This window comes from Ruegeria atlantica, assembly GCF_013032005.1.
Taxonomy (GTDB): domain Bacteria; phylum Pseudomonadota; class Alphaproteobacteria; order Rhodobacterales; family Rhodobacteraceae; genus Ruegeria; species Ruegeria atlantica_A.
Window position 1 is genome coordinate 44,094 of the sequence record NZ_WQBE01000009.1, and the last position, 23,428, is coordinate 67,521.

General features: G+C 56.6%; 23 protein-coding genes and 1 tRNA gene. 8 read left to right on the plus strand and 16 right to left on the minus strand.

Annotated features, from left to right (window positions below):
• Positions 1-113: 113 nt before the first annotated feature.
• Positions 114-839, plus strand: a complete 726-nt coding sequence (locus GOX21_RS15905) for an SDR family NAD(P)-dependent oxidoreductase (RefSeq protein ID WP_170378434.1) — start codon at positions 114-116, stop codon at positions 837-839.
• Positions 840-922: 83 nt separating this feature from the next.
• Here the strand turns inward: GOX21_RS15905 and GOX21_RS15910 are convergent, their stop codons facing one another.
• The 7 genes from GOX21_RS15910 to ttcA form a co-directional block, all read right to left on the minus strand.
• Positions 923-2,326 carry a PepSY-associated TM helix domain-containing protein gene (locus GOX21_RS15910; protein ID WP_170378435.1) on the minus strand — a complete coding sequence of 468 codons (1,404 nt, stop codon included), beginning with the start codon at positions 2,324-2,326 and terminating at the stop codon, positions 923-925.
• Between the two features lie 66 nt (positions 2,327-2,392).
• A complete protein-coding gene (locus GOX21_RS15915) occupies positions 2,393-2,761 on the minus strand; it encodes a DUF2946 domain-containing protein (protein WP_170378436.1) in 369 nt (122 codons plus the stop codon).
• The gene (yihA, locus tag GOX21_RS15920; protein ID WP_170378437.1) at positions 2,758-3,411 is read right to left on the minus strand and encodes a ribosome biogenesis GTP-binding protein YihA/YsxC; all 654 of its coding nucleotides are present in this window, start codon (positions 3,409-3,411) and stop codon (positions 2,758-2,760) included. The genes GOX21_RS15915 and yihA overlap by 4 nt, the downstream gene beginning before the upstream one ends.
• A complete protein-coding gene (locus GOX21_RS15925; RefSeq protein WP_170378438.1) occupies positions 3,408-4,145 on the minus strand; it encodes an MOSC domain-containing protein in 738 nt (245 codons plus the stop codon). The genes yihA and GOX21_RS15925 overlap by 4 nt, the downstream gene beginning before the upstream one ends.
• Positions 4,142-5,965 carry a membrane protein insertase YidC gene (gene yidC / locus GOX21_RS15930; protein ID WP_170351650.1) on the minus strand — a complete coding sequence of 608 codons (1,824 nt, stop codon included), beginning with the start codon at positions 5,963-5,965 and terminating at the stop codon, positions 4,142-4,144. Before yidC ends, GOX21_RS15925 begins: the two co-directional genes overlap by 4 nt.
• A 123-nt stretch (positions 5,966-6,088) precedes the next feature.
• Positions 6,089-7,633: a putative bifunctional diguanylate cyclase/phosphodiesterase gene (locus GOX21_RS15935; RefSeq protein WP_170378439.1), complete on the minus strand. Its 1,545-nt coding sequence runs from the start codon at positions 7,631-7,633 to the stop codon at positions 6,089-6,091.
• Positions 7,634-7,704: 71 nt separating this feature from the next.
• Positions 7,705-8,598, minus strand: a complete 894-nt coding sequence (ttcA, locus tag GOX21_RS15940; RefSeq protein WP_170378440.1) for a tRNA 2-thiocytidine(32) synthetase TtcA — start codon at positions 8,596-8,598, stop codon at positions 7,705-7,707.
• Positions 8,599-8,710: 112 nt separating this feature from the next.
• Between ttcA and GOX21_RS15945 the strand changes: the two genes are divergently transcribed.
• Positions 8,711-9,655, plus strand: a complete 945-nt coding sequence (locus tag GOX21_RS15945) for an alpha/beta hydrolase (RefSeq protein WP_170351647.1) — start codon at positions 8,711-8,713, stop codon at positions 9,653-9,655.
• A gap of 28 nt (positions 9,656-9,683) precedes the next feature.
• Here GOX21_RS15945 and yidD read toward each other — a convergent pair whose 3' ends face one another.
• Genes yidD through rpmH form a run of 3 tightly spaced genes read right to left on the minus strand, consistent with a single transcriptional unit; the run spans position 9,684 to position 10,502 of the window.
• On the minus strand, positions 9,684-9,920 hold the full coding sequence (yidD, locus tag GOX21_RS15950; RefSeq protein WP_170378442.1) for a membrane protein insertion efficiency factor YidD: 237 nt from the start codon (positions 9,918-9,920) through the stop codon (positions 9,684-9,686).
• Positions 9,917-10,342 (minus strand): ribonuclease P protein component, encoded by a 426-nt coding sequence (gene rnpA, locus GOX21_RS15955; RefSeq protein ID WP_170378444.1) that lies wholly within the window; start codon positions 10,340-10,342, stop codon positions 9,917-9,919. Before rnpA ends, yidD begins: the two co-directional genes overlap by 4 nt.
• Positions 10,343-10,367: 25 nt before the next feature.
• Entirely contained in the window at positions 10,368-10,502 is a 135-nt protein-coding gene (rpmH, locus tag GOX21_RS15960; RefSeq protein ID WP_005980833.1) for a 50S ribosomal protein L34, read from the minus strand.
• 296 nt (positions 10,503-10,798) lie between these two features.
• Here rpmH and GOX21_RS15965 point away from each other — a divergent pair, with 296 nt between their 5' ends.
• From GOX21_RS15965 to GOX21_RS15980, 4 genes are all read left to right on the plus strand, one after another.
• Positions 10,799-11,530: a TVP38/TMEM64 family protein gene (locus GOX21_RS15965; RefSeq protein ID WP_170378610.1), complete on the plus strand. Its 732-nt coding sequence runs from the start codon at positions 10,799-10,801 to the stop codon at positions 11,528-11,530.
• Positions 11,531-11,534: 4 nt separating this feature from the next.
• The gene (locus GOX21_RS15970) at positions 11,535-12,953 is read left to right on the plus strand and encodes a dihydrolipoyl dehydrogenase family protein (RefSeq protein WP_170378446.1); all 1,419 of its coding nucleotides are present in this window, start codon (positions 11,535-11,537) and stop codon (positions 12,951-12,953) included.
• A gap of 15 nt (positions 12,954-12,968) precedes the next feature.
• Positions 12,969-14,354 carry a sensor histidine kinase gene (locus tag GOX21_RS15975; RefSeq protein WP_170378612.1) on the plus strand — a complete coding sequence of 462 codons (1,386 nt, stop codon included), beginning with the start codon at positions 12,969-12,971 and terminating at the stop codon, positions 14,352-14,354.
• Positions 14,355-14,418: 64 nt separating this feature from the next.
• Positions 14,419-14,495, plus strand: a tRNA-Arg gene (locus tag GOX21_RS15980).
• A 707-nt stretch (positions 14,496-15,202) separates the two neighbouring features.
• Here the strand turns inward: GOX21_RS15980 and GOX21_RS15985 are convergent.
• From GOX21_RS15985 to GOX21_RS16010, 6 genes are all read right to left on the minus strand, one after another.
• Positions 15,203-16,012 carry an NAD-dependent epimerase/dehydratase family protein gene (locus GOX21_RS15985; RefSeq protein WP_170378448.1) on the minus strand — a complete coding sequence of 270 codons (810 nt, stop codon included), beginning with the start codon at positions 16,010-16,012 and terminating at the stop codon, positions 15,203-15,205.
• A complete protein-coding gene (locus GOX21_RS15990; RefSeq protein WP_170378450.1) occupies positions 16,000-16,902 on the minus strand; it encodes a hypothetical protein in 903 nt (300 codons plus the stop codon). The genes GOX21_RS15985 and GOX21_RS15990 overlap by 13 nt, the downstream gene beginning before the upstream one ends.
• 52 nt (positions 16,903-16,954) lie before the next feature.
• Positions 16,955-17,950 (minus strand): substrate-binding domain-containing protein, encoded by a 996-nt coding sequence (locus GOX21_RS15995; RefSeq protein WP_010437236.1) that lies wholly within the window; start codon positions 17,948-17,950, stop codon positions 16,955-16,957.
• 56 nt (positions 17,951-18,006) lie between these two features.
• Positions 18,007-18,993 (minus strand): ABC transporter permease, encoded by a 987-nt coding sequence (locus GOX21_RS16000; protein ID WP_174818928.1) that lies wholly within the window; start codon positions 18,991-18,993, stop codon positions 18,007-18,009.
• A 2-nt stretch (positions 18,994-18,995) separates the two neighbouring features.
• Positions 18,996-20,561 carry a sugar ABC transporter ATP-binding protein gene (locus GOX21_RS16005; protein WP_170378454.1) on the minus strand — a complete coding sequence of 522 codons (1,566 nt, stop codon included), beginning with the start codon at positions 20,559-20,561 and terminating at the stop codon, positions 18,996-18,998.
• Between the two features lie 135 nt (positions 20,562-20,696).
• Positions 20,697-21,368 (minus strand): GntR family transcriptional regulator, encoded by a 672-nt coding sequence (locus tag GOX21_RS16010; RefSeq protein ID WP_010437239.1) that lies wholly within the window; start codon positions 21,366-21,368, stop codon positions 20,697-20,699.
• Positions 21,369-21,473: 105 nt separating this feature from the next.
• On the opposite strand from GOX21_RS16010, the gene GOX21_RS16015 reads away from it, so the two are divergent.
• Both GOX21_RS16015 and GOX21_RS16020 read left to right on the plus strand, forming a co-directional pair.
• Positions 21,474-22,343 (plus strand): SMP-30/gluconolactonase/LRE family protein, encoded by an 870-nt coding sequence (locus GOX21_RS16015; RefSeq protein WP_170378456.1) that lies wholly within the window; start codon positions 21,474-21,476, stop codon positions 22,341-22,343.
• 26 nt (positions 22,344-22,369) lie between these two features.
• On the plus strand, positions 22,370-23,404 hold the full coding sequence (locus GOX21_RS16020) for a sugar ABC transporter substrate-binding protein (protein WP_170351639.1): 1,035 nt from the start codon (positions 22,370-22,372) through the stop codon (positions 23,402-23,404).
• Positions 23,405-23,428: the final 24 nt, after the last annotated feature.

Below are 23,428 nucleotides of genomic sequence, written 5' to 3' on the forward strand. Positions count from 1 at the left end.
TGGTCCTCTTCCTCACGTGTTAGGCGTTTTGGCGGCATAAGCCAAGATCGCTGTTGTGAGTGCAGTCGCCACTGTTAGTGTGCCTGCATGCCCTGAAACAGGAGACACATCCAATGGAGCAAAAAACTCTTATTCTGACGGGTGCTAGCCGGGGCATTGGGTTCGCAACGGTTCGTCGGTTCCATGCCGAAGGTTGGCGGGTTATCACGTGCTCGCGCTCTCCTGTGCCGGATGATTGTCCGTGGGAAGGAAAAGAAAATCATTTGCAGCTGGATCTGAGCGATCCTGCCGAAACGATCAATTCAGTTGGTGTCCTGCAAGAAATGGTCGGAGGCAAACTACACGCCCTCGTCAACAACGCGGGGGTGTCGCCGAAGGGCCCAGAAGGAGAGCGATTGAATACGCTGGACACCGACCTCATGACTTGGGGGCAGGTGTTCCACGTCAATTTCTTTGCTTCCGTTGTTCTGGCGCGCGGCTTGAAAGAGGAATTGGCCGCAGCCCGTGGATCAGTCGTTAACGTCACATCCATTGCAGGGTCGCGCGTACATCCGTTTGCAGGCGCGGCCTACGCTACATCCAAGGCGGCGCTGGCAGCGCTGACGCGGGAAATGGCACATGACTTCGGCCCAATGGGCGTGCGGGTGAACGCAATCGCACCTGGTGAGGTTGAAACCGGAATCCTCAGCCCCGGCACCAATAAAATAGTGGAAAAGTTGCCACTTGGACGGTTAGGGCAGCCCGAAGAAGTCGCAGCAGCTATCTATTTCCTGTGTTCTCAGGAAAGCTCATACATCTCGGGGGCGGAAATCGAGGTGAATGGGGCACAGCACGTATAGGACATTCGCGGACGCTGCCAAACCCAGACAGCGGAAACATCGGGATCGATCGGGCCGCACCGATGCGATGCGGCCCGGATTTGTCAGCTCAGGGCTTTTTTCATCACCGGGATATTGCTGATCAGCAGCAAGTCAAAGACTAGCACCGCCAGCAATGTCAGACCCACCAGCGGGAAGGCCATCGCGGTGAGCAGACCGATCACAACAGCCCCTTTCCACAGCGGCATTTCCGCAGGCATTGGCGGCGCGGCCAGTCGCCCCGCACTCTGTGGCCGCCGTTTCAGCCACATCACCACGCCCGAGACGCAAGCAAAGATGACCGACAGGCAGAACACGACGTTCAGGATAAAGTTCCACGTCCCCATCAGCCCCATGTGAAACGGAATGCCAACAGCCATGGACTTCCCCATCAGCGAATAATCCTGATACCGCACATCGGCCAAGATCTTGCCGGTATACTGATCCACATGAACGGTGCGGTCGTTTGCCGGATCGGTCGAGTCGCTGCTCATGCTGTCGCGGTTCAGGGTCCAGACGCCCTCCTCGCCGTTGGGATACGCGACGCGGAAGCGTCCTGACATGTCCAGCGCCACTCCCAACGCCACCAAGGCATCGATATCCACCGGCGCGCCTTGCGGTACGCCATCAATCCCGGCCTCAGAACCCGAGGCGGGCATCGGCGTTTGCTCTAGTGCCCAGGGAACGTCGTTTTGGTGCCCGTGGTTCATGCTGGCGTGGATATCGTCCGAGAGGGGCACGTTGTCCCATTTCTCGGCGGGGAAGCTGCTCCAGGGTTGTACGATCATTCCACCCCAGACACCGGCCCAGGAGAGGCCCGAGATCAGAAAGACAACCAGCAGCCCGGACATCCAGAAACTGATCACGGCATGTAGGGATTTCCACAAAGCACGGCCTCGCGTGCGCAGGTTGGGGACAAATGCAGCCATGGCGTTGCCGCGTGGCCACCACATGTAAAGACCGGTGAAGACCATCAGCAGGCTCAGACCGGCGGCGATTTCAATGATGCGATCCCCGGTTGTCCCGATCAGCAGGGTCGAGTGAATATTGTCCGCCAGATCGTACCAGCCCGCGCGACGATCCCAGATTTGCAGGACCTCTCCGGCATAGGGGTCGACGGCTACAAGGCGTTGGCCTGCCTCGGTTTTGATACGAAACACGGTGGCCAAATCGGCGGCTTTCGGGCCAATCCATTCGACGACTGTGCCGGGGAGTTCGGTTAGCGCGACCTCGGCCTGTTGCGATATTGGCAGGGCGGTTCCCTGAACTTCGACCGCAATTTTTTCGCCATCGCGACCGTCATATTGGGTGATGAGCATCATCATCAACCCGGTGACGGCCAGAATGATCAGGAAGGGGATAACGAAAATCCCCGCATAGAAATGCCACCGCCAGGCGGCGAAGTAGAACTTTTGCGCAGCAGTGTTTTGCGCCGGGGTGTCCCCCAGGGTTTGGCTATCAAATGCCATAGTGTTCTCCGGATTCGAAAATTGCCCCGCGCAGCGTATGCGCAGGCTCTCAGATGTTGAGGTGAATCAGGAGAAGACGGGAGGCGCCCGCGCGTCATAACGGGCATAGTACCCGGCGCTGCGATGGGTAAAGTCGTGGTGGACCCAGCGCGGCTGGATCGTTGCCTCGAAAGGCATGGTGTCCCCGACGGTGGTCAGGGTGACATCTGCGGTCAGCCCCGCGAAGGGGCACATTGCGCGCTCGTCAGTGTCGTCGTGTATGGGATCGTCCGGGTTCAGATCGACCCATTGCTCGACCGTGCCTTCGCCGGTGCAGAGAACCAGCAACACCTTGCCGTCATTGCCCATTGTGGGCATCCAGCCCTGCGGAATCACACCGGTCAGCAACAGCGCCAGTGTGGCCAACAGGGCAAAGAGACGAAGCGGCAGAGTCATTCCAGATGCGCGATGATCGAGCGCAAGGTCGGAATGCCATCGCCTTTTTCGGACGAGGTCAGCACGATTTCAGGAAAGGCCGCAGGATGTTTCGACAATGCGCCGCGTACTTGTTCCAGCACCTTTTCGCGTTCTTTGGCTTTGACTTTGTCTGCCTTGGTCAGAACGCATTGAAAAGTCACAGCGCTGGTGTCCAGCAGCTTCATGATCTCGGCATCCACCTGCTTTACCCCATGGCGCGCGTCGATCAGGACAAAGGCCCGGCGCAAGGTCTGACGTCCGCTCAGGTACTGTTTCAGCAACCGCTGCCACTTTTCCACCACCTTCACCGGCGCATTGGCGTAGCCATAACCGGGCAGGTCGACCAGATATAGTTTGGGGCCTTGAGTGAAGAAGTTGATCTCTTGCGTGCGGCCCGGAGTGTTCGAAGCGCGCGCCAGTCCCTTGGTACCCGTTAGCGCGTTGATCAGGCTGGATTTGCCCACATTGGAACGGCCGGCAAAGCAAACCTCAAGCCGATCCGGCGCAGGTAGGCCATCCATGGCGACCACGCCCTTGACGAATTCAGACTCGCCCGCAAACAATTTGCGTCCGCGCTCCAACGCGAATTCATCGGGGTTTTCGGCTAAAGGAAAGGGGAGGGGGCTCATAACAATTCTACCTTATCGCCAACCGAGATTGCGCCGCCTTCAAGAACTTCGGCATAGACGCCGAAATCCTGGTGACCCCAGGTTTCAAGTGCGCCCAATGTATCGGTATCGCGTACACCTGTGTCAGGGTTGGCTGTGGTTGCCAAACATCGGGTGATACGCTCGCGTACACGAAGCACGGCCTCGCCGATCTGAACCTCACGACCCAGCCAGTCGAATTCTTCCCACAAGGGCAGGCCGTCGAACCAGATGTTGCCTCGCCAGCGGCGCACCGACAAATCTTGGCCCAGCTTTTGTCCGACCGCACGATGCGATGCCAGGTTGCACAGGCTAATCGAAGGGAAATCACTGTCGGTCATCCCGCGCCCTGGAACCCGAATGATCCGTGCCGAGGCCGCGCGGTTTGCGGGCATTAGGGGCCGGACCCAATCCAGAAACGCCTGTTGTTCACTGTCTGGGGCAAAGGTCAGGTCCGGGCGATCCGGGTGGGACAACGTCAGTGTGTCGCCGTTTGATTGCGTTGAAATCGCCATCAACTGTGGTGCTTTTGCGCCGCGACTGAAGTTGGCGCAAGGGACCCATTTTGAACTATCCGCTTTGGATGCCTCATGCGCAACCGCCCAAACGCGATCCCCGGGCATGGTCTGCCCGGGGGTCACATTTACGGTTTCGACGGCTTCGCGACCATGGCTTTTGATCGGATGCCGCCAAAGCTGGGTCACTTTAGCTGTCATTTATCATCCGTTTTCGGCGTACGCTTGAAGCTGGACTTAATGTTGCCGAACACGTCCGGCTTAAAGCCTTGGCTGCGCATGATCAGGTACTGCTGGGTGAACGTGATCGTGTTGTTCGCGATCCAGTAGACAACCAGACCACTCGCAAAACTGCCCAGCATGAACATGAAGACCCACGGCATCCAGGCAAAGATCATCGCCTGCGTCGGATCGGTTGGCGCCGGGTTCAGCTTTTGCTGCAGCCACATCGAGATACCCAGCAACAGCGGCAGGATACCAATAAAGATCAGCGCCATGATCGTGTCGGGCTGCGGACCGGCAAACGGCAGCAGTCCAAACAGGTTCATGATCGAGGTCGGGTCCGGCGCGCTGAGATCCCGGAACGGGCCAAACCACGGCGCTTGACGCAGTTCAATGGTGACGAAGATCACTTTGTACAGCGAGAAGAAGATCGGGATTTGCATCAGGATCGGCAGACAGCCTGCGGCGGGGTTCACCTTTTCCTTCTTGTACAGCTCCATCATGCCTTGCTGCATCTTCTGACGATCATCGCCTGCTGCCTCTTTCAGGGCTTCCATCTGCGGCTGAAGCTCTTTCATCTTTGCCATCGAGACGTAGGACTTATACGCCAACGGGAACAGGATCGCCTTGATGATCAGGGTCAGGCCGATGATCGACCACCCCATATTGCCGATCAACGCGTTGATATTGTGCAGCAGCCAGAAGATCGGTTTGGTCAGGAAAAAGAACCAACCCCAGTCGATGCTGTCGATGAATTTCTGTACGCCTTCCGACTGATATTCGCGGATGGTTTCCCATTCCTTAGCACCTGCGAACAGCTGTGTGGTGACCTCTTCGGTAGCGCCGGGGGCGACCGTCAGGGTCGGCAGCACTGTTTCGGTTTGGTATATCTTGCGGCGTTCGTCGTATTTTGCTGCGGCCTTGAACGGTGTTCCCGGTTCCGGGATCAGTGTGGTCATCCAATAGTGATCGGTAAATCCGATCCAACCGTCTTCTTTGACCTGATAGACCTCGGCTTGCGCGCGTTCGTTCGGGTCGATATCAAAATCGCGGACATCGCCATAGTCAATCTCGGCCAACGTGCCGTCGGCCATGCCGATCACGCCTTCATGCAGGATGAAAAAGTTCTTCAGACCGGGCAGATCGCCATCCTCGCCAATGCCGTGGCGGGCCAGGATGCCATAGGGGGCCATGCCAACCTCGGCCTGGGTATTGTTTTCGACCGACTGGGTGACCGTAAACATATAGTTTTCGTCCACCGAGATCATGCGGCGGAAGGTCAGACCTTTGTCGTTTTCCCATTTCAGTGTGACCGGAGCGTCGACGTCCAGCGTTTCGCCGCTTTCGACCGTCCACAACGTGTTCGGGCCGGGCACATCCGCGCCCGCCACACCGGTTCCCGGCGCCCAGCCATAGAGGGCATAATAGGCCGAGTCCGAGCCAACCGGAGACAGCAATTCGACAATTGGCGCCCCTTCTTCGATCGAGACCTTGTAGTCCTTCAGGAACAGTTCATCGATCCGTCCGCCCGACAGCGACAGACTGCCTTTCAGCCGGGGGGTGTCGATTTCAACCCGTGGGGCTTGCTCTTCAGGCAGGGTTTCTTCTGCGGCCGCCGTCGCCTCACCCACAGTACCTGCGGCGCTGGGCGTCTGAACCTCATTACCCTCGGCGGTGGCAATCTCAACCTCGTCTGGTGTGAGTGTCTGCTCCGGCGGGGGAAACAGCACGAACCAAACAAGGATCACGATAAAGCTGAGCACGGTTGCAAGGATGAGATTCTTGTTCTGATCGTCCATCGGGGACAGCCACCTTAAGCAGTGAAACACACCCGGTGGGTTCAACAGAGTGCAAGCCCAAAGGTCAAGCGGATTCGCCCGTCATTTCCTTTTGGATCGCGTTTCTGTGGCGTAAATCAGCGATTACGGTCCTGTCTTGCGCCCGATCTTCGGCATTCCGTTGACCTTGTTCTGATGTGCCGTGATCCAATCCAGCGTCTTTTCAAAGGGCATTGGCTTGCCAATTCCGAACCCTTGAACATGATCGCACCCCAATTGCGCCATCAAGGCATGTTCGCCTTGGGTCTCAACCCCTTCGGCCAGCGTTTCGACATTCAGCCGCTCGGCCATCGTCAGTATTGCGCTGACCAGTTGTTGCTGGCTGGCGTCGCGATCTGCCTTGGCGACGAAAGAGCGGTCAATTTTGATCCGCGAAACATCAAAGCGCTTGATCGAAGCAATGGATGCGTGGCCGGTGCCGAAGTCGTCCAGATCGATGCAGCACCCCAACTTGGCCATGCTGGTCACGTTGCGGGTAATCACATCGTCGGGGCGGCGCGAGAACACGGTTTCCAGAACTTCCACCGCCAACCTGTCCGGTGTCAAATCATTCTGGTCCAACTCCCATTTCAGGCGGTTGATCAACGCTGGATCGCGCAGTTCATCAGAAGAGAAATTCACGCCGATCCGAGGAACCACGACCGAGGCGCGATCCCAATCGCGTATCGCGGCGAAAGCATGGTGCCGCATCGCCTGACCGAATTTCTCCATCAACTCGGCCTGCTCAGCGAACGGCAAGAATACCTGTGGACTAAGTACACCCTTTTGCGGGTGTTCCCAGCGGGCCAGAGCCTCGAAACCCGTAACGCGACCTGTGTCGGTTGAGATTTGTGGCTGGAACCAAGGGCGTATCTCACCATTGTCGAGCGCGTCTTCAAACTCTTTGCGAAGATTGGCGCGAATGCGTGAGCGACGCTGTGTTTCGCTGGAAAACGCGCGAATGGTCGACGGTCCGTTCCGCTGCGCCTCGTCCAAGGCGGCTTTTGCGGCGTCGACCCAATCCTCGTACTGATCCTTAGGGACGCTGCTCAGCAGGCTGAATCCGATTGAACAGGAAACGTAGACACCAGCACCATTGAGTGTAAAGGGTTCTTCAACGACGGCCTGAATGCGCCCCGCCATCTGAATGCAGGCCTCCAGATCCAATTGGTGGGATGGATGCAGGCCGATTGCGATTTTGTTAGGTTCCAGGCGGGTCGCGATATCCTGTGTTCGGATAACAGAAAGAATACGGCTGCCGAATTGGTCGGTCAGGTGATTTGCCGCCGAATTGCCGTGAAGATCGAGAAAGTCGGAATAATCATCCAGGGCGATTAGAAGGCAAGCCGAATCCGCACCATCGGTTACTGCCTTTTTGAACATGCCTTCCAGCTCGTTGTAAAAGCTGTCTATTGCCATCATGCCACCAGGCGGGTTGCGCCGCTGAAGCTGCCTGTTGGCGCGGGCGTCAAAGGTGGCCGCGCCTGCGAATATCAAGGGTAAAACGAAGGCGGCAACCACCAACGCCCGTTCCCCGCCGATCCAGAACGCCGCCAAACTGATGGCGGGCACAAAGGCCAGCGCGGCAGGACCGCTCAGAACAGAAGCGAGAGCATCAAGAACGCGTTCGAATTTGATATGTTTCCACATCGGTTTTCTGGGCCTCTACGTTTGGCAAAGCACGTATTGGGCAACCGTAGAAAACCAATCTGAGTCAGACGTTAACGCAGCTGAGGAATTTCGTCCGAATTTTCGTCTTTTTTGCCGGGGTTTAGCACAAGGTTGGCGAAATCGAACAGTTTTGGGTCCAACAGATGCGACGGTCGCGCATTGGTCAGTGCCCGGAACATCACCTGTCGACGACCGGGGCTGTTTCTTTCCCACTGATCCAGAATCTGTTTCACCTGCTGACGCTGCAAGCCGTCCTGGCTGCCGCATAAATCGCAGGGGATGATCGGATAGTTCATCGAGGTGGCGAATTTCTCGCAATCGGTCTCGGCCACGTGGGCCAGCGGGCGGAAAACGAACAGATCGCCTTCTTCGTTCACCAACTTCGGAGGCATCGTGGCCAGGCGCCCGCCATGGAAGAGGTTCATGAAGAACGTTTCCAGAATGTCGTCCCGGTGATGGCCCAGGACCACGGCAGAGCAACCTTCTTCGCGGGCGATCCGGTACAGGTTGCCTCGGCGCAGGCGTGAGCACAGGGCGCAAAACGTACGGCCCTGAGGAACCTTGTCCACAACGATGGAATAGGTGTCTTGGTATTCAATGCGGTGAGGCACGCCCATGCGTTCCAGAAACTCGGGCAGGACCGTGGCGGGAAAACCAGGCTGACCCTGATCCAGATTACAGGCCAACAGATCGACCGGCAACAACCCGCGCCACTTTAGTTCATAGAGAACCGCAAGCAGGGTATAGCTGTCCTTGCCGCCCGACAGGCAGACCAGCCAACGGGGCGGTTTGCCGTCCTTGTCATGGGCGGACGGGTCCACCATTCCGTAGTGCTCAATGGCTTCACGGGTCTGGCGTACGATGCGTTTGCGCAGCTTCTTGAACTCGGTGGTCGAGGGTGCGCCAGCAAAGAGCGGGTGGATATCGTCAGTTTCGTCAAACATGCGCCGTGGTTACAGTCGATATGGCAAGCGGGCAAGCGCGATAAGCCGGATTGTAGATTTTGGGGCATTGTTGACCTGTGATAAAAAGGCGTCATTTATCGAGGAGATTATTATGGACTATGCCTTTGTTGCCCGCGGCAAAAGCGGAAACGGCTTTTCTAACGAGCCTGCAGCCAGCCATTTTCTGGAAATTCCGGAAAGCGCGGATGATATGATGCTGTCGCACAAGATCACAAAGCGAGAATGGCGCGACAAGGTCATATTGGCCGCTCAGGGCGGTACGACGAACCCTTATACCGAGGGTGACATCGTGTTCTACGTGCATGGGTTCAATAACTCTCAGGCGGAAGTTCTTGTGCGGCACCGCAAAATCAAAGCAGGGCTAAAAGAACACGGCTTCAAAGGCGTTGTTGTCAGCTTTGACTGGCCCAGTGCGGATTCGGCCTTGAATTACCTGGAGGACCGGATGGATGCCAAGCAATCGGCTTTCCGGCTGGTGAGGGACGGCGTCGCGATGTTTTCGGAGATGCAGCGACCAGAGTGTCGGATCGACTTGCACGTACTGGCACATTCGATGGGCAGCTATGTGGTGCGCGAGGCATTTGATGATGCCGATGACCGAGCCCGAATTGCCAGCAAAAGCTGGTCAGTCAGCCAGGTCATGCTGGTGGCTGGAGATCTGTCTGTCAAATCGCTTGATCCGGAGAGCTCCAAGTCTTCATCGCTTTATCGTCACTGCGTACGACTGACGAATTACTACAATACAATGGATGACGTACTGTCGATATCTGCGGTCAAACGGATCGGGGTTGCACCAAGGGTTGGGCGGAATGGTATGAACAGGCCGCTGCATAGCAAGGCCGCCAATGTGTATTGCGCGGCGCGCTTTAAACAAGGCGGTTTTGACGGCGGTATCAATTCCGGACACACGTTTTATTTTGATGACCCGGTATTTCTTGAAGACGTGTTCCACACCATTTCTGGCAAGTTGGACCGCGAGGAAATCCCGACCCGTACACACACGACGCAGGGCAACCTTGCTTTAAGGCCGAGTTGAGACCGCTATTCTTTGAAACACGTCTGCTCTAGTCTTTTGGTTTCTGCTCTGGAACCGGGTCATACCCGTCACCACCCCAAGGATGGCAGCGCCCGATCCGCCGGGCGGTCAACCACGCGCCTTTGATGGCGCCGTGCTTTTCCAATGCTTCTAGCGCATAGGCCGAACAAGTGGGTTGATAGCGGCAATTGAAACCAACCCAGGGGCTGAACACCAGCCGATAAGCCCGAATGGGCAGGGCAAGGATATGAGACAGCAGAGTCATTTCCGCGCGCTGTGAATTTTGCGCAGGGCATAGCGCAGATCATCCAGCAAAGCTTCATACGGGCGCGCGGCAGTGACCTCGGCGCGGCCGATCAGCACGTAGTCCCAACCATTCTGACCCTGTGCGGGCAGCACCGCGCGGGCAGCTTCGCGCAGGCGCCGCTTGGCGCTGTTGCGCGCCACCGCATTCCCAACCTTCTTGGAACAGGTGAAGCCGACGCGAATCCCCGTAGCTTCATCCGCAGCACGTTTGCGCGCCTGCACCATCATGGACGAGGTGCCCTGCCTGCGCGCGCGGGCGGCTTTCAGGAAATCGGATCGTTTCTTGAGAACAGTCAATGTCTCAGGCACGCAAACGGACGCCGCCGGGGGCTTGACCCTCGGCTGGTTCTTACCATCCTCAGGGGCCTCCGGCGGCGTCATGTTCATAACCTGATCGGTGAGCGGTTTATGCGCTCAGCGATTTGCGGCCGCGTGCGCGACGTGCGTTCAGGATCTTGCGGCCGGCCTTGGTGGCCATGCGCGCGCGGAAACCGTGGCGGCGTTTGCGAACCAGGTTCGAAGGCTGATAGGTGCGTTTCATCGCTCCGTCTCCAATCTATGCGGTGGGGTGCGGCGCGGATTCGCCTGGCCCTAGTGTTCGAAGCCCGTCCTCTACTGGGTAGCGGTGGGTAAGTCAAACCCCTAGGTGGGGGTTTTGACGCCTTTTGCAACAATTCTGGTACGGCGTCACGCAAAAGGTTTCAAAATAGCGGTTTTATGGCCTCAAACCCTCACATTACCCGTCATTTGCATCAACGCCGCGTGAGGTCCCTGTTGCATGGGTCCCGCGCGGCGCATGTTGGGGGCAGAATGAAACGCACCAAACCGGACGGCTTGATGAGCGAAACCACCCAGACCCCGCGCAGAGGGCTTGCGCGACACGTACCTTTGCTGGTGATTCTCGCCGTGGCTGCGGTGGGGTTCTTTACGTTGGGCGATTATCTGACGTTCGAGACGTTGCGTGACAACCGCGAAGCCCTTTTGGCGTGGCGGGATGCGAATTATTGGTCCATGGCGGGTGCTTTTGTGGCGATCTACATCGTCATCGTCGCCTTTTCGCTGCCCGGCGCGGCTGTGGCGTCCATGACCGGAGGGTTTCTGTTCGGCCTTTTTGCCGGAACCGTTTTTAACGTCTTTGCAGCTACCATCGGTGCATCGGCGATCTTTCTGGCCGCGCGTTGGGGGCTGGGTGAATCCCTGACCGCACGGCTGGAGGCTTCGGAAGGCACCGTGAAAAAGCTCAAGGACGGCCTGCGCGAGAACGAAATCTCGGTGCTGTTCCTGCTGCGTCTTGTGCCGGTTGTGCCGTTTTTTGTCGCCAATCTGGTGCCGGCACTGGTGGGGGTGAAATTCCGCAACTTCTTGATCACCACAGCGCTGGGCATCATTCCGGGCGGCATCGTGTACACTTGGATCGGTGTTGGTTTGGGTGGTGTTTTCGACCGCGGTGAGACGCCGGATGTCTCGTTGCTGTGGGAACCCTTCGTTATCGGCCCCATCCTGGGCTTGTGCGTGCTGGCCGCGTTGCCGATAGTTATCAAAGCCCTGCGCGGCAAAAAGGACACCTGAACTCATGCAAGAACTGAAGACGGATATCCTGGTGATCGGGGCCGGGTCGGGTGGCTTGTCCGTTGCTGCCGGGGCTAGTCAGATGGGAGCCGACGTCATCTTGCTGGAAGGTCACAAGATGGGTGGTGACTGCCTGAATTTTGGCTGTGTACCTTCCAAGGCGCTGATCGCCAGCGGCAAGACAGCTTATGGGCAGGCCCATGCCGCAGCCATGGGTGTGGCAGACGTGATGCCGCAAGTGGATTATGCGGCTGCCAAGGATCACGTCCGTGACGTGATATCCCAGATCGAACCGATGGACAGCCAGGAACGCTTTGAAGGCTTCGGAGTCAAAGTGATACGCGAATTCGGCAGCTTTGTTTCCCCCACGCAGGTGCAGGCGGGCGATCACTTGATCACTGCGCGACGGGTGGTGATTGCCACCGGCTCGTCCCCTTTGGTGCCGCCGATCCCGGGTTTGGATCAGGTGCCATATTACACCAACGAAACCATATTCGAGCTGCGCGAAAAACCCGAGCATCTGCTGATCATTGGTGGTGGCCCTATCGGGCTTGAGATGGCACAGGCCCATATCCGTCTTGGTTGCGAGGTGACCGTGATCGAAGGCATGCAGGCGCTGGGCAAGGATGACCCTGACGCGGCGGCTGTTGTGTTGGACACTTTGCGCGCCGAAGGTGTAGCCCTGCATGAACAGGCGATGGTTGCCCAAATCAGGGACAATAACGGGCTGGTCGATGTCGTGACCGAGAATGGCGATATCTACACCGGCTCGCATCTGCTGATCGCCGCCGGGCGCAAGGCCAATACCGACCGCCTTAATCTGGAAGCCGCCGGGATCGAACCAACCCGTACCGGGATTAAGGTGGACGCCTCGCTGCGCACCACGAACCGCAAGGTCTATGCCATCGGCGACGTGGCGGGCGGGCTGCAATTCACCCATGTGGCCGGGTATCATGCCGGGATCATCATCCGCTCGGCCTTGTTTGGCCTGTCATCCAAGGCAAAATCGACACATATCCCCTGGGCCACCTATACGGACCCGGAGCTGGCGCAGGTCGGCCTGACCGAGGCGCAAGCCCGCGACCAGCATGGCGACAGGGTCGAGATCGCGCGCTTTGACTATCACCATAACGACCGCGCCATAACCGAACGCAAGACGAAAGGCTTCATTAAGGTCATGGTCGTAAAAGGCCGTCCCTTGGGCGCCACAATCGTGGGTCATCAGGCGGGCGAATTGATCAACTTGTGGTCGCTGGCGCTCGCCAATAATCTGAAGATGGGGCAGATCGCTGCGATGATTTCGCCCTATCCGACGATCGGAGAGCTTAACAAACGCGTGGCAGGTGCCTATTTCACGCCAAGGCTGTTTGAGAATCAAATGGTTAAACGAGTGGTCGGGTTCGTCCAACGCTGGATGCCCTAACCGGAAAAGGAGCGTATAGTGAACTCGCTGTCGGGCCGATTTCTGATCCTGACGACGGTCTTCGTAATGTTGGCCGAGATTTTGATTTTTGTCCCCTCGATTGCCCGGTTTCGCGAAGATTTCCTGCTGAACCGTCTAGAGCGTGCGCAAATTGCCTCGCTGGCCTTGCTGGCCGATGATATGCTGGCCGAAGACCTTGAGGCCGAATTGCTGGTCAACGCGGGCGTGTATAATGTGGTGCTGCGGCGCGATGAAATTCGACAGCTGATGTTGTCCTCGCCCATTCCCGAACAGATCGCCAATACCTATGATCTGCGCGATGCCGGTCCGTGGATTTTAATCCGGGACGCCATGTCGCGCCTGTTCACACCTGAAAACGAAGTCATTCGCGTGATTGGTGAGCCGGTTAAAGATGCAGGTCTTCTGATCGAGGTCACGACAGACAGCAAGCCGCTGCGGATGGCGATGACCGATTATGGCCTGCGTATTCTGGGCCTGTCCTTTGTCATTTCAATTATCACCGCGTTTTTCCTGTTCCTTGCCGTGCGCGTTGTTCTGGTGAAGCCGATCAAGGGCGTCGTGGGGTACATGCAGCGCTATGCAAGCGCCCCCGAAGATGCCCGCGGGATCATCTCGCCCAATTCCAAAGTGACCGAGTTGCGCGAAGCTGAAGAGGCGCTGCAGCAGTTACAGACCGAACTGACGCAAGCTTTGAAACAGCGCGAACGATTGGCGCAGCTGGGTGGTGCTGTGGCCAAGGTCAGTCATGACCTGCGCAACATCCTGACGTCGGCGCAGCTGTTCACTGATCGGATCGAGGCCAGCGATGATCCGCTGGTGCGGCGCATGGCGCCGAAGCTGGTCAACTCGATCACGCGGGCTGTGTCCCTGTGTGAAAACACGCTGGCGTTTGGTCGGGCGGAAGAGCCGGCACCGACCTTGACAATGGTGCCTTTGCGCGACGTGGCCGAGGATGTTGTGGCAAGTGAAAAGCTCGCCATTGCTGATGCCTGTGTCGAGATTGTGAACGAGGTTCCGAAAGACCTCGTGGCGCGCGCAGATCCCGAACAGATTTTCCGCGTGATGATGAACCTGGTGCGCAACGCGCGTCAGGCGCTGGTGGCGTCCGGAAAGCCGGGCCGAATCACGATTGCCGGCTGCGTACACGACAATGACTGGTGTGTTGAGATCAGGGATAACGGCCCTGGTTTGCCCCCGCGAGCGCGCGAAAACCTGTTCACTCCGTTTCAAGGCGGGGTGCGCAAAGGAGGCTCGGGCCTTGGGCTTGCCATCTCGCAAGAATTGGTGCGTGGACATGGTGGCGACTTGGTTCTGACCCAGACCGGACCGGAGGGAACCACCTTTGAAATCAGGCTGCCGCAGGGCGACGTGACTTTTTAAAAGTTTTTTGAAGAATCGGCTTGCACGTCCTCTGACGTGGGTCTACATACCGCCTCACCAACGCGGACCGATAGCTCAGCTGGATAGAGTACTTGACTACGAATCAAGGGGTCGGGGGTTCGAATCCTCCTCGGTCCGCCACTGGTTTCCTGTTGAACGTCACACGAACCTGACCCAACCGTCACAGTTGGACCAGAAAAGCAGTGAACGTTCGACATCAGAAGGCGCCCCCAACGTTGGACATCAGTTGAATTTGATCTTTGGGTCATCAGCTAACACGCCGCTGCTATTTCAGACTCCCGCAGACAGTTTCATTTGATTTGACTTCCCTTTTAGAAAATCAGGGCTGATTTGCAGATCAGACAGCGAAGCTGCCTGTTCCTGCTGATCTGCCACGTGGCGAACGCGGGAGGGGGCGAGGCAATGCTATTCGACAGGGGTGGTGCGGACCGGAGGCGCAGCCGAGGACACGGCCCTGTCTAATAGGGTTGCCCGAGGGGGAGGGCCGCGCCCTCACCCTGACGGCCAGTGACGTTTGGCTTGTCCAAATCCCGCTGGCCACGAAAGGAAAGTGGTGGGAAGGATGATATCTGAGGGGTTGAAATGATGGTTCGTTCGGTCCGCAGATAAGGCTCGCACTCAACCACAGATCGCTTCAGATAACACCCGTTCAGCGACGTTTGCAGTTTGTTATCGAAGTATCAAACATCAATGGTTGCCAAATCTGGCGCTCGTTATGTCGCTCTCCGTCTACCGCGAAGCGGACAAAGATGACCTTTTCAGCGCTTACTTCGGTGCGAGGTTTCGGAAACTGAATGCGAGACGCAACAATGTCCGGGCCTTATACTCTACCAATCTGGAAAACGTGTCGTGAAATAACTAGGGAGCCGGACTGTAAACAGCCGCTGCAGCATGGATCTCAAGGAAATGCCCAATGTTATTTTCGCGGGGCTTCCATCCTTTGGAGAATAGCCAATCGCTTGTCGTGTTTCGGTGATATCCCAGCGCATCCCCGGGTTATCTGACATTAGGTTTAGGGCTGCGAAGGAAATATCCTTGGCATCTATTGCGGCGCGCATTCCGCTTAGAAAATCCCGATCACTCAACCACATTTCCTGACCCCACCGGCCCATCGCCATGTGTGTGCCGGGTTGGTTGCCGTGAGTCCATTGCGTCCAGCCGATGCGCAAGCAGATGACCGACAGTCCGTGATGCTCGGCGAAATAGGCCCCTGTTCGTTCACAGAACAGCTTTGACATTCCGTAGGCGTTTACTGGCCCTGGTGGTGTCGTGCTGTTGAGCACCTCTTGCGTGAACCTTTTGTCGCCGTGAACCCAGTTGGAGCTGGCAAGAACCACGCGGCTGACGCCCATGGCTGCCGCATGGTGATAGAGAGAAAGCGTTGCATCCATATTGTGTTTAATCGCGGAGGCCCAAGTGGCGGAGGGCTCTCGGTCTCCGGCAAGATGCACGATAACGTCCACTCCCTTTAGCAAACTGACCCAACTGCTGTCGTCGGACAGGTCTGCTGTGTGAATGTCGGGATGATCAACGGGACGGATGTCGATGCCAGAGACGGTGTAATCGGAGTCGCTTTCTAGCGCGTTGAAGAGTTTGCGGCCGAGATGCCCGCCTGCGCCTGTAATCAAGACATGCATGACAGGAACTCCTTGTTGTTTGTGAGCCCCAATGGCAATTGGGTTGCATCTTCATCTGCAGAGACGCGGAACGTCTGCCGAAAACTCAGCGTTTCATTCGGTGCGAGGTTGCGTGCCGGAGAGTGCCACTCCGCTTCGCAATAGGCGTAATCGGCTGAATTAAAGACCTCAAACGGATAGTCGTGTGCAAATTGATCGCCCTTTTGAGGTTCTGGTACCGAGCACATTAGCAACGGGGTATCAGCGCCGCACCGTATCAATGTACGACCGTTGGGGTTCGGTAGCCCGACCTTGAATTCCTGCTGTCTGTTGCAATCCACGACAATGCCGTTGCCGTGCGTCGCTATCATCCCTTCGGCAGAGCCAAAAACAGGGTAGAACGCAGGGTCTTCCAATTCGACACCGATCTTGGTGGGGGTGTTAAGCATCATGACTGACCAAATGCCGGTCAGGCGCGAGGAGGTCCCTTGGTTGACCACGATGTGTTCTATTTCCCAGCTTTCCGCCGAGGTCAGCGTGATGCGGCGCGACACTGACAAGTGCGAGGTCGGGCATACTGCGCTGGTCATGTCGATACGAGTGCTGCTTCTTGAAGTGATCTGGTAAGAGCCGCTGTCCAACACGGGAAACGGAGCGCCGTTTACCCAGGATGCATCTGGGGCGATCCACGTCTTCTCTCCGCCCCAGAGCGGAAAACCAAATTGTGGAGAGCGTGTGGGCAGATCAGTAAGCCGTGTGTCATCGACATCCAAACCGTCGAGATCTGCGTTCTGAAATAGGAGGGAGCGACCTTGGAAGTTTATATCCCATAGGCGGCCCCCGATGCCGGGCAGGAGTGTCAGCTGCAGATCGTTTTGCTGCAGGTGTAGAACGCTCCATCTGTCCGACATGTACCCCCTCCTATCGGTTTCCCGGCGCGATCGAATGCGCCGGGACAATCCCTTAGGTGTGCTTGAATTGGACGACGTTCTCGGCAGTAATCGGCATAACCCCGGTTTCAACGCGCTCGGGTAGAGGATTGATGCCAGCCGCCTTCCAATCGGGCAAGACCTTCAGCGCGTCAGTGTTCTGCCAATGCATCATGTGGAAGGCGAGAAAGATCTCAAGATAGGATTTCTGAGCCACAGCGCCGTGAATTGTGCCGTCTTCGATATAGGGAAGCATATCATCATTTCGGTCCATCGCGACGATCTTGATGTCCTTGCGTCCCGCCTCATTGACTGCAATTGCAGCGCCTTTGCCGCTGTCGCCGTCCGTGCCGCCAATGCCAACAATATCCGGGTTCGCCTGAATGGCCTGAAGGTAGGCTGTCGGCGCATAGGACGGGTCGGCCTTGTCATTGACTACGTCGACCACTTCGATATCCGGGTATTTCTCGGCAAAGATCTGTTTGTACCCTTCGACACGCTCTAATGTGGAAGGGGCAGGGAAAGTGCCGAGGATAACTTTGCCCTTACCGCCAATCGCTTGCGCCAGCATTTCGCCGCCGACACGTCCTGCTTGAACGCCGTTGATACCAAGGAATGTGGACCGGGGACTGTCGGGAATGTCGCCAATACAACATGTGACTGGAATGCCAGCCTCCACCGCACGTTCGACGCCGGGGGCCAGAGTGGCTGGATCACCGGGGAAGATAAGGATGCCTGCGGGACGTCTTGCGATCAGTTCATCCAATTGGCGTGCTTGTGCGGCCGTGTCGAAATCCAACGGGCCGGTGAATGTGGCCTTGATGCCCATCAATTCTTCAAGGTCTTCCATCGCATTGCGATAATCCACCCAGAACGGTACCTGCGTGACAATGGACAGGAAAACATACTCCTTGCCGGCCGCTTGCGCCATGGCTTCTTTGGACAGCATGGGCAGTCCGAACGCTGCGGCCAGTCCAGCGGTGGTGCCCGCTGTCAGCAGCCTGCGCCGATTCACATTCAATTCAGTCATCGTAGTCTCCCTGTTTTGGATCTTTGGTTGTTGTTGAGTTTTGGAAAGCGTCGGGATTAGCCCCGTTTGCTTCGGATCAGCATGTCCAAGGCGACCGCTGTAACGAGTACACCGCCGATGACGATCATCTGCCAGTAGATCGATACAGCCAGCATCGTCATAGTGTTGTTGATCAACGCAACGAAAACGACGCCGAGGAAAGCACCAAGAATAGTACCTTCGCCGCCGCGTAGAGATGCGCCACCGATGACAGCCGCTGCCAGAACCTGAAGTTCGATACCGTTTCCTGCCGTGGGCGTGCCGCTCATCAGGCGGGAGGCGAGCAATACACCCGCCAAAGCAGCCAGAATACCGGTCAGTGCGTACAGAATGATACGCACGCGTGTGACATGGATGCCTGACAACATCGCGGCCTTTTCATTGGCGCCGATGAAATAGACCTGACGGAAAAAGCGTGTATGGCGGACGGCCAGGTCAAACAGGACGACGAGCAGAATGGTGAACAAGACGATTACAGGAAAGCCGCCTATGTCGGCTTTGCCGATCCAGGCAAATGATGCTGGCAGGCTTGAGACAGAAAAACCTTCGGTCAGGACAAGAGCGATGCCTCGCGCGATTGACATCGTCCCGAGGGTCGCGATAAGCGGATTGATCCCGAGGCCGGTCACAAGCAAACCGTTCACTACCCCGACAATTCCACCCAACACTAATCCGCATACCACCGCGAGCGGAATTGGCATGCCAGTCAAAAGCAGCATGGCGACGACAGTCGAAGACAAGGCCATTACCGACCCAACGGAAAGATCGAACCCGCCGGATGCAAGTAGGATCGCCATACCGATCACGATGATCGCGGTGGGGGCCATGCCCACGGCCACGGCTCGAAAGTTTGAGAAGCTGAGGAAATAGGGATTAAAGTTGGACATCACGATGATGATGGCGGCGATCAGAACGATCAGCGTCAGTTCACGAATATCGACAAAAGCTTGTAAAACACGGCGCAGCAGCGGACGCTTCATGGGCAAGTTGGCTTGAGCGGTCATGGTCACGTCGCGACTCCTGATTGATTGGTTTGGGGTGCGTCCACAATTGGAACGGAATTTCCAGCGGCCATTTGAAGAAGCTTGGTTTCGGTTGCCTCAGCGGCTGCGATGTCTCCCATGAGGCGACCGTCGTGGACGACAAGGATGCGGGTCGAGAGAGAGACAAGTTCGGGAAAATCGGATGACACGACGAGGATGGCCATTCCCTCGGCTGCTCGACGCAAAAGTTCCGAGTGGATTTGGAATTTGGCTCCAACATCGACCCCTTTTGTGGGCTCCTCAATGATCAGAAGAGCTGGCGCGCGTTTGAGCCACTTGGCCAACATAATCTTTTGCTGATTGCCCCCTGAGAGATCACCAACAAGTTCGTTAATCCCGCTGGTTTTGACACTGAAGGCGTCAATGGCTGCTTGGCTGGCTGCTTTGATCGAGCCCGAACGCATGAGCCCAGCAGACGCATGATCGGAAAGACTGGCCGCGATCAGGTTGTCGCTGAGTGATTGCTCCAGAAAGAGGCCTTCAGTCTTGCGTTCCTCGGGAACAAACCCGACTCCAGCACGCATCGCCTGCCGCAAGGATGCAAAGTTAACAGGCTTGCCGTGAAGTCTGATCTCCCCGGTCGCGCCATGCATCAGCCCGACAATCGATCGAACAATCTCGCTGCGGCGAGCGCCCATCAACCCTGCCATCCCTACAATCTCTCCGGCTTTAATGGAGAAAGAAATGTCTTCGAATTCACCTGGATGGGTTAGGTCTTGGACCTGCAAAACCTCTTCGCCGTTAACCTTACCTGACCGCGTGACATCACCGGGGTGAGCGCCGCCGATCATCTCGGCGACGACTTGTTCCTGAGAAGTTTCCGAAACCGGTAAAGTGCTGATGTGGCGCCCATCTCGCAAAACGGTAATGCGATCCGAGATCTGGAAAATCTCGGCCATATGGTGGCTGACATAGACGATGCCAATCCCTTTCTTTGTCAGGGACTTTAGGACTTCAAATAGTGCGTCTACTTCGTCGGGTGCCAATGCCGATGTCGGTTCATCCAGCAAAAGGACGCGGGAATTCAACGACAGAGCCTTTGCGATTTCAACAATCTGGCGGGAGCTGATCGGCAAGTTTTCCACGGGTGTTGAGACGTCGATATCCAGACCGAATTCCGCCAGCAACGCCTCCGCACGGCGGCGCAGTTCAGGCCAGTCAACTACGCCAAACCGGGTGGGTACTCGGCCCGCGTAGATGTTTTCCGCAACAGAGAGCGCGCCAGCGAGGCTGAGCTCTTGGAAAACACAGCCGACGCCCAGGGATTGCGCATGCGACGGGCTTTCGACCCGCTGTTCCTTGCCGTCGCACAGGATACGCCCAGCAGAAGGTTGGTGAAGTCCGTAAAACAGGCCGAGACAGGTGGATTTTCCGGCGCCGTTTTCCCCGCATAGCGCGTGAACTTCGCCGGGTCTCAGTTCAAAGTCGACGCCATCCAAAACAATGTTCGTGCCGAAGCTTTTGCCAACCCGATCCAGTTGGATCAGTGGCTGTAGCCCCGGTGAGTCAGGTTTCATTGCTGGCGTCATATAAGCTTCCTCCCGCTTTCTGATTGGCATCTGATATCTCAGATGTCAACGGAAAAAGAAAAGACAGTGAGGTGCCCAAAAGAAAGGGGCGGCGCCGTTCTGGCCCGCCCCCGTCACAACGAAGCTACGTTTTTGCTAGGATGCGGTCGCTCCTTCGAGGACGATGGCGGCGCTTTTGTAGGCTTGTCTGGTGCGGTCAATATGCGCTGTGAGAAGAGATTTGATTTTGGCCATGTCACCTTCGCGAACGGCAATAGCGATTTTAGAATGCTCGTCGAAGGAGAGCTCAGTATGCTGTGGCAGCTTCGCCAAATGGGTTCGCAATGCGGCAATCTTACCGATGTAGCGTGTATAGCTGGCCGTCAGATAATCGTTACCGGCATGTTCAAAAATCAACTGATGAAATGTGGTATCCAGTGAAAGGTAGCCCTTTTCATTACCTCGCCTGCGTTCCTTCTCCATGTCCTTCACGACACGCTGCATGTCGTCGGCAAGACCTTCCGGGTTCCGCAACAACGCAAGTTCAAAGGCGGCAGTTTCGATAGCCTGTCTGAAATCGCAGATCTGAGTCACTTCCGGCTCAGACAGCGAAAAAACGCGTGCGCCTTTTTGAGGCTCGATACTGACCAACCCTTCGTCACGTAGTTGAGCGAGTGCTTCGCGGACTGGCGATTTCGATACGCCCAGCTCTTCGGAGATTTTTCGCTCCGACAAAACCTGACCCATTTTCAGGGAGCCATCGATAATACTATTCCGCAAATGTTCCAGTGCGAGTTCACGCAAAGACTTGGGTCTCTCAAGCGCCATCTGAGGATATCTCCAAAAAAAGGTGTTGCCAGATGCAAGATATCTGATACACCAGATTAGGCAAGCTGGTATATCAGATATCAGAATGTACTTAGGAGAAAAAAAGTGCGCGCAGAGTTGGTCGTCGATTGTAAGAACCAGCACGGGGAAGGGATTTTCTGGAATCCCGCCGATGGCCTTATCTGGTGGACCGACATTGAGGGCTGCGCGCTTTGGTCATTTGATCCTGCAACGTCAGAATCCGCTTCTCATGAGATGCCGGAGCGCGTGTGTTGCTTCGCGCCGCGCGCGTCTGGCGGTCTGATAGTTGCTTATGCTGATCGAGTTGTCTTGTTCGATTCGCCCAATAGCGAGGAAACCCTCGTGACGCGATTCGAGCCGAACAATCCGGAGACACGGCTTAACGATGGGCGAACCGATCGCCAGGGGCGATTGATTGTTGGAGGCATGAACGAAGTTTCTGGTAAGGCCGATTCGTCGGTCGTCCGCGTTGATAAGGATTTTAGTGTACGGACGATTATCGAAGGAGTGTCTTGCGCCAATTCGACTTGCTTTACGTCCGATGGTGAGACGATGTTCTTCGCGGATACCCCGGATCGGGAAATCGTCGCATTTGATTACGACACCCGCAGTGGAACCGTTTCGAACCGTCGGCAGCACGCTTCTTTCAATGATGAGCCTGGCTTGCCTGATGGGTCCTGTGTCGATGCCGAAGGGGGCGTCTGGAACGCCGAATGGGAAGGTCATCGCGTTGTTCGCGTCGCACCTGACGGCACGATAGATCGCGTGATTGAGGTGCCGGTCTGGAAGCCCACCTGTTGCGCTTTCGGTGGCCCTGATCTCGACACGCTGTTCATCACGACCTCAAGGCTGATGAGTGATGAAGCAGCTCTAACAAAAGAACCGGAATCCGGCGGCCTCTTTGCTGCGAAACCCGGCGTTCGTGGCGTGATCGACGCGCCATTCAAAGGATAACCGACGAATTTCTGGAGGAGAAAACTATGTTGAAAACGCTTATGACCACTACGCTTGTCGCGGGGTTCGCCACGCTGGCAACGGTCGCTCTGGCGGAAAATTATCCAACACCGGTTCCACTTGAGGACGGGGCACAAGCGCCAATCGATGCGATAGAACCTAAGAACGATACGTTCCGGATCGCGTATATGCCGCCGGCGACCGAGTTCAACTATTACATCGCCATCGGTGAAGGCATCAAAGCGGTTGCTGCTGAGGCCGGGGTCGAAGTCTTCATGCTTGCGCCCCAGTCCGGTGCGGACATCAACGGCCAAATGGGAATGATCCAGGATGTGCTGACGCAGGATGTGGATGCAATCATCTTTGGTACCCACGATGAATTTGCTGCCGCACCACTGCTGAAGCAGGCCGTCGACAAGGGCATGGCAGTTTTGATGATCAACTCAGACATCCCGAACTTCCCGACACCAATTCATGGCGTTGTCGGGTACTCTCAGCGTAACGGCACGCATGCTATCGCTGATTGGGCCATTGAAACTTATGGTGATCAACCGCTGAAGGTCGGCATTATCGAAGGGCAGCCTGGCTATCACTCGACCGAACGTGTGGGCGGCTTCCTCGACGGTATCGAGGGCAATGATAACTTCGACGTTGTGGTATCCATTGATGGTAAATGGAACGTTGAAGGCGGCAACACTGCTGGTATGGATATCCTGCAGTCGAACCCCGATCTCGACATGATCTTTGCGGCGAACGACTACATGATCATTGGGGCATCATTTGCTGCAAAAGCACTTGGCCGCAATGATATCGTCCTTTTGGGCAATGATGGTGACACTTCTGGCCTTGAAGAAATCGCGGCTGGCAACATCACGGCAACCGTCAACACCTCGCCATTCTTAATGGGTAAAGCGGCCATGCACGCAACCATTGATGCGCTCAACGGGTCCTATCCCGGCGGCTGGATCGAAACGCCCACATCAATTGAAGACAAAGATGGTGCGATCAGCGTGCTGCAAGAGCCAGAAAAGCTCTTCCCGCAGCCGTCCAAAGAGTACTGAGCTTTCTCCCCGCTTCCCGGTGGC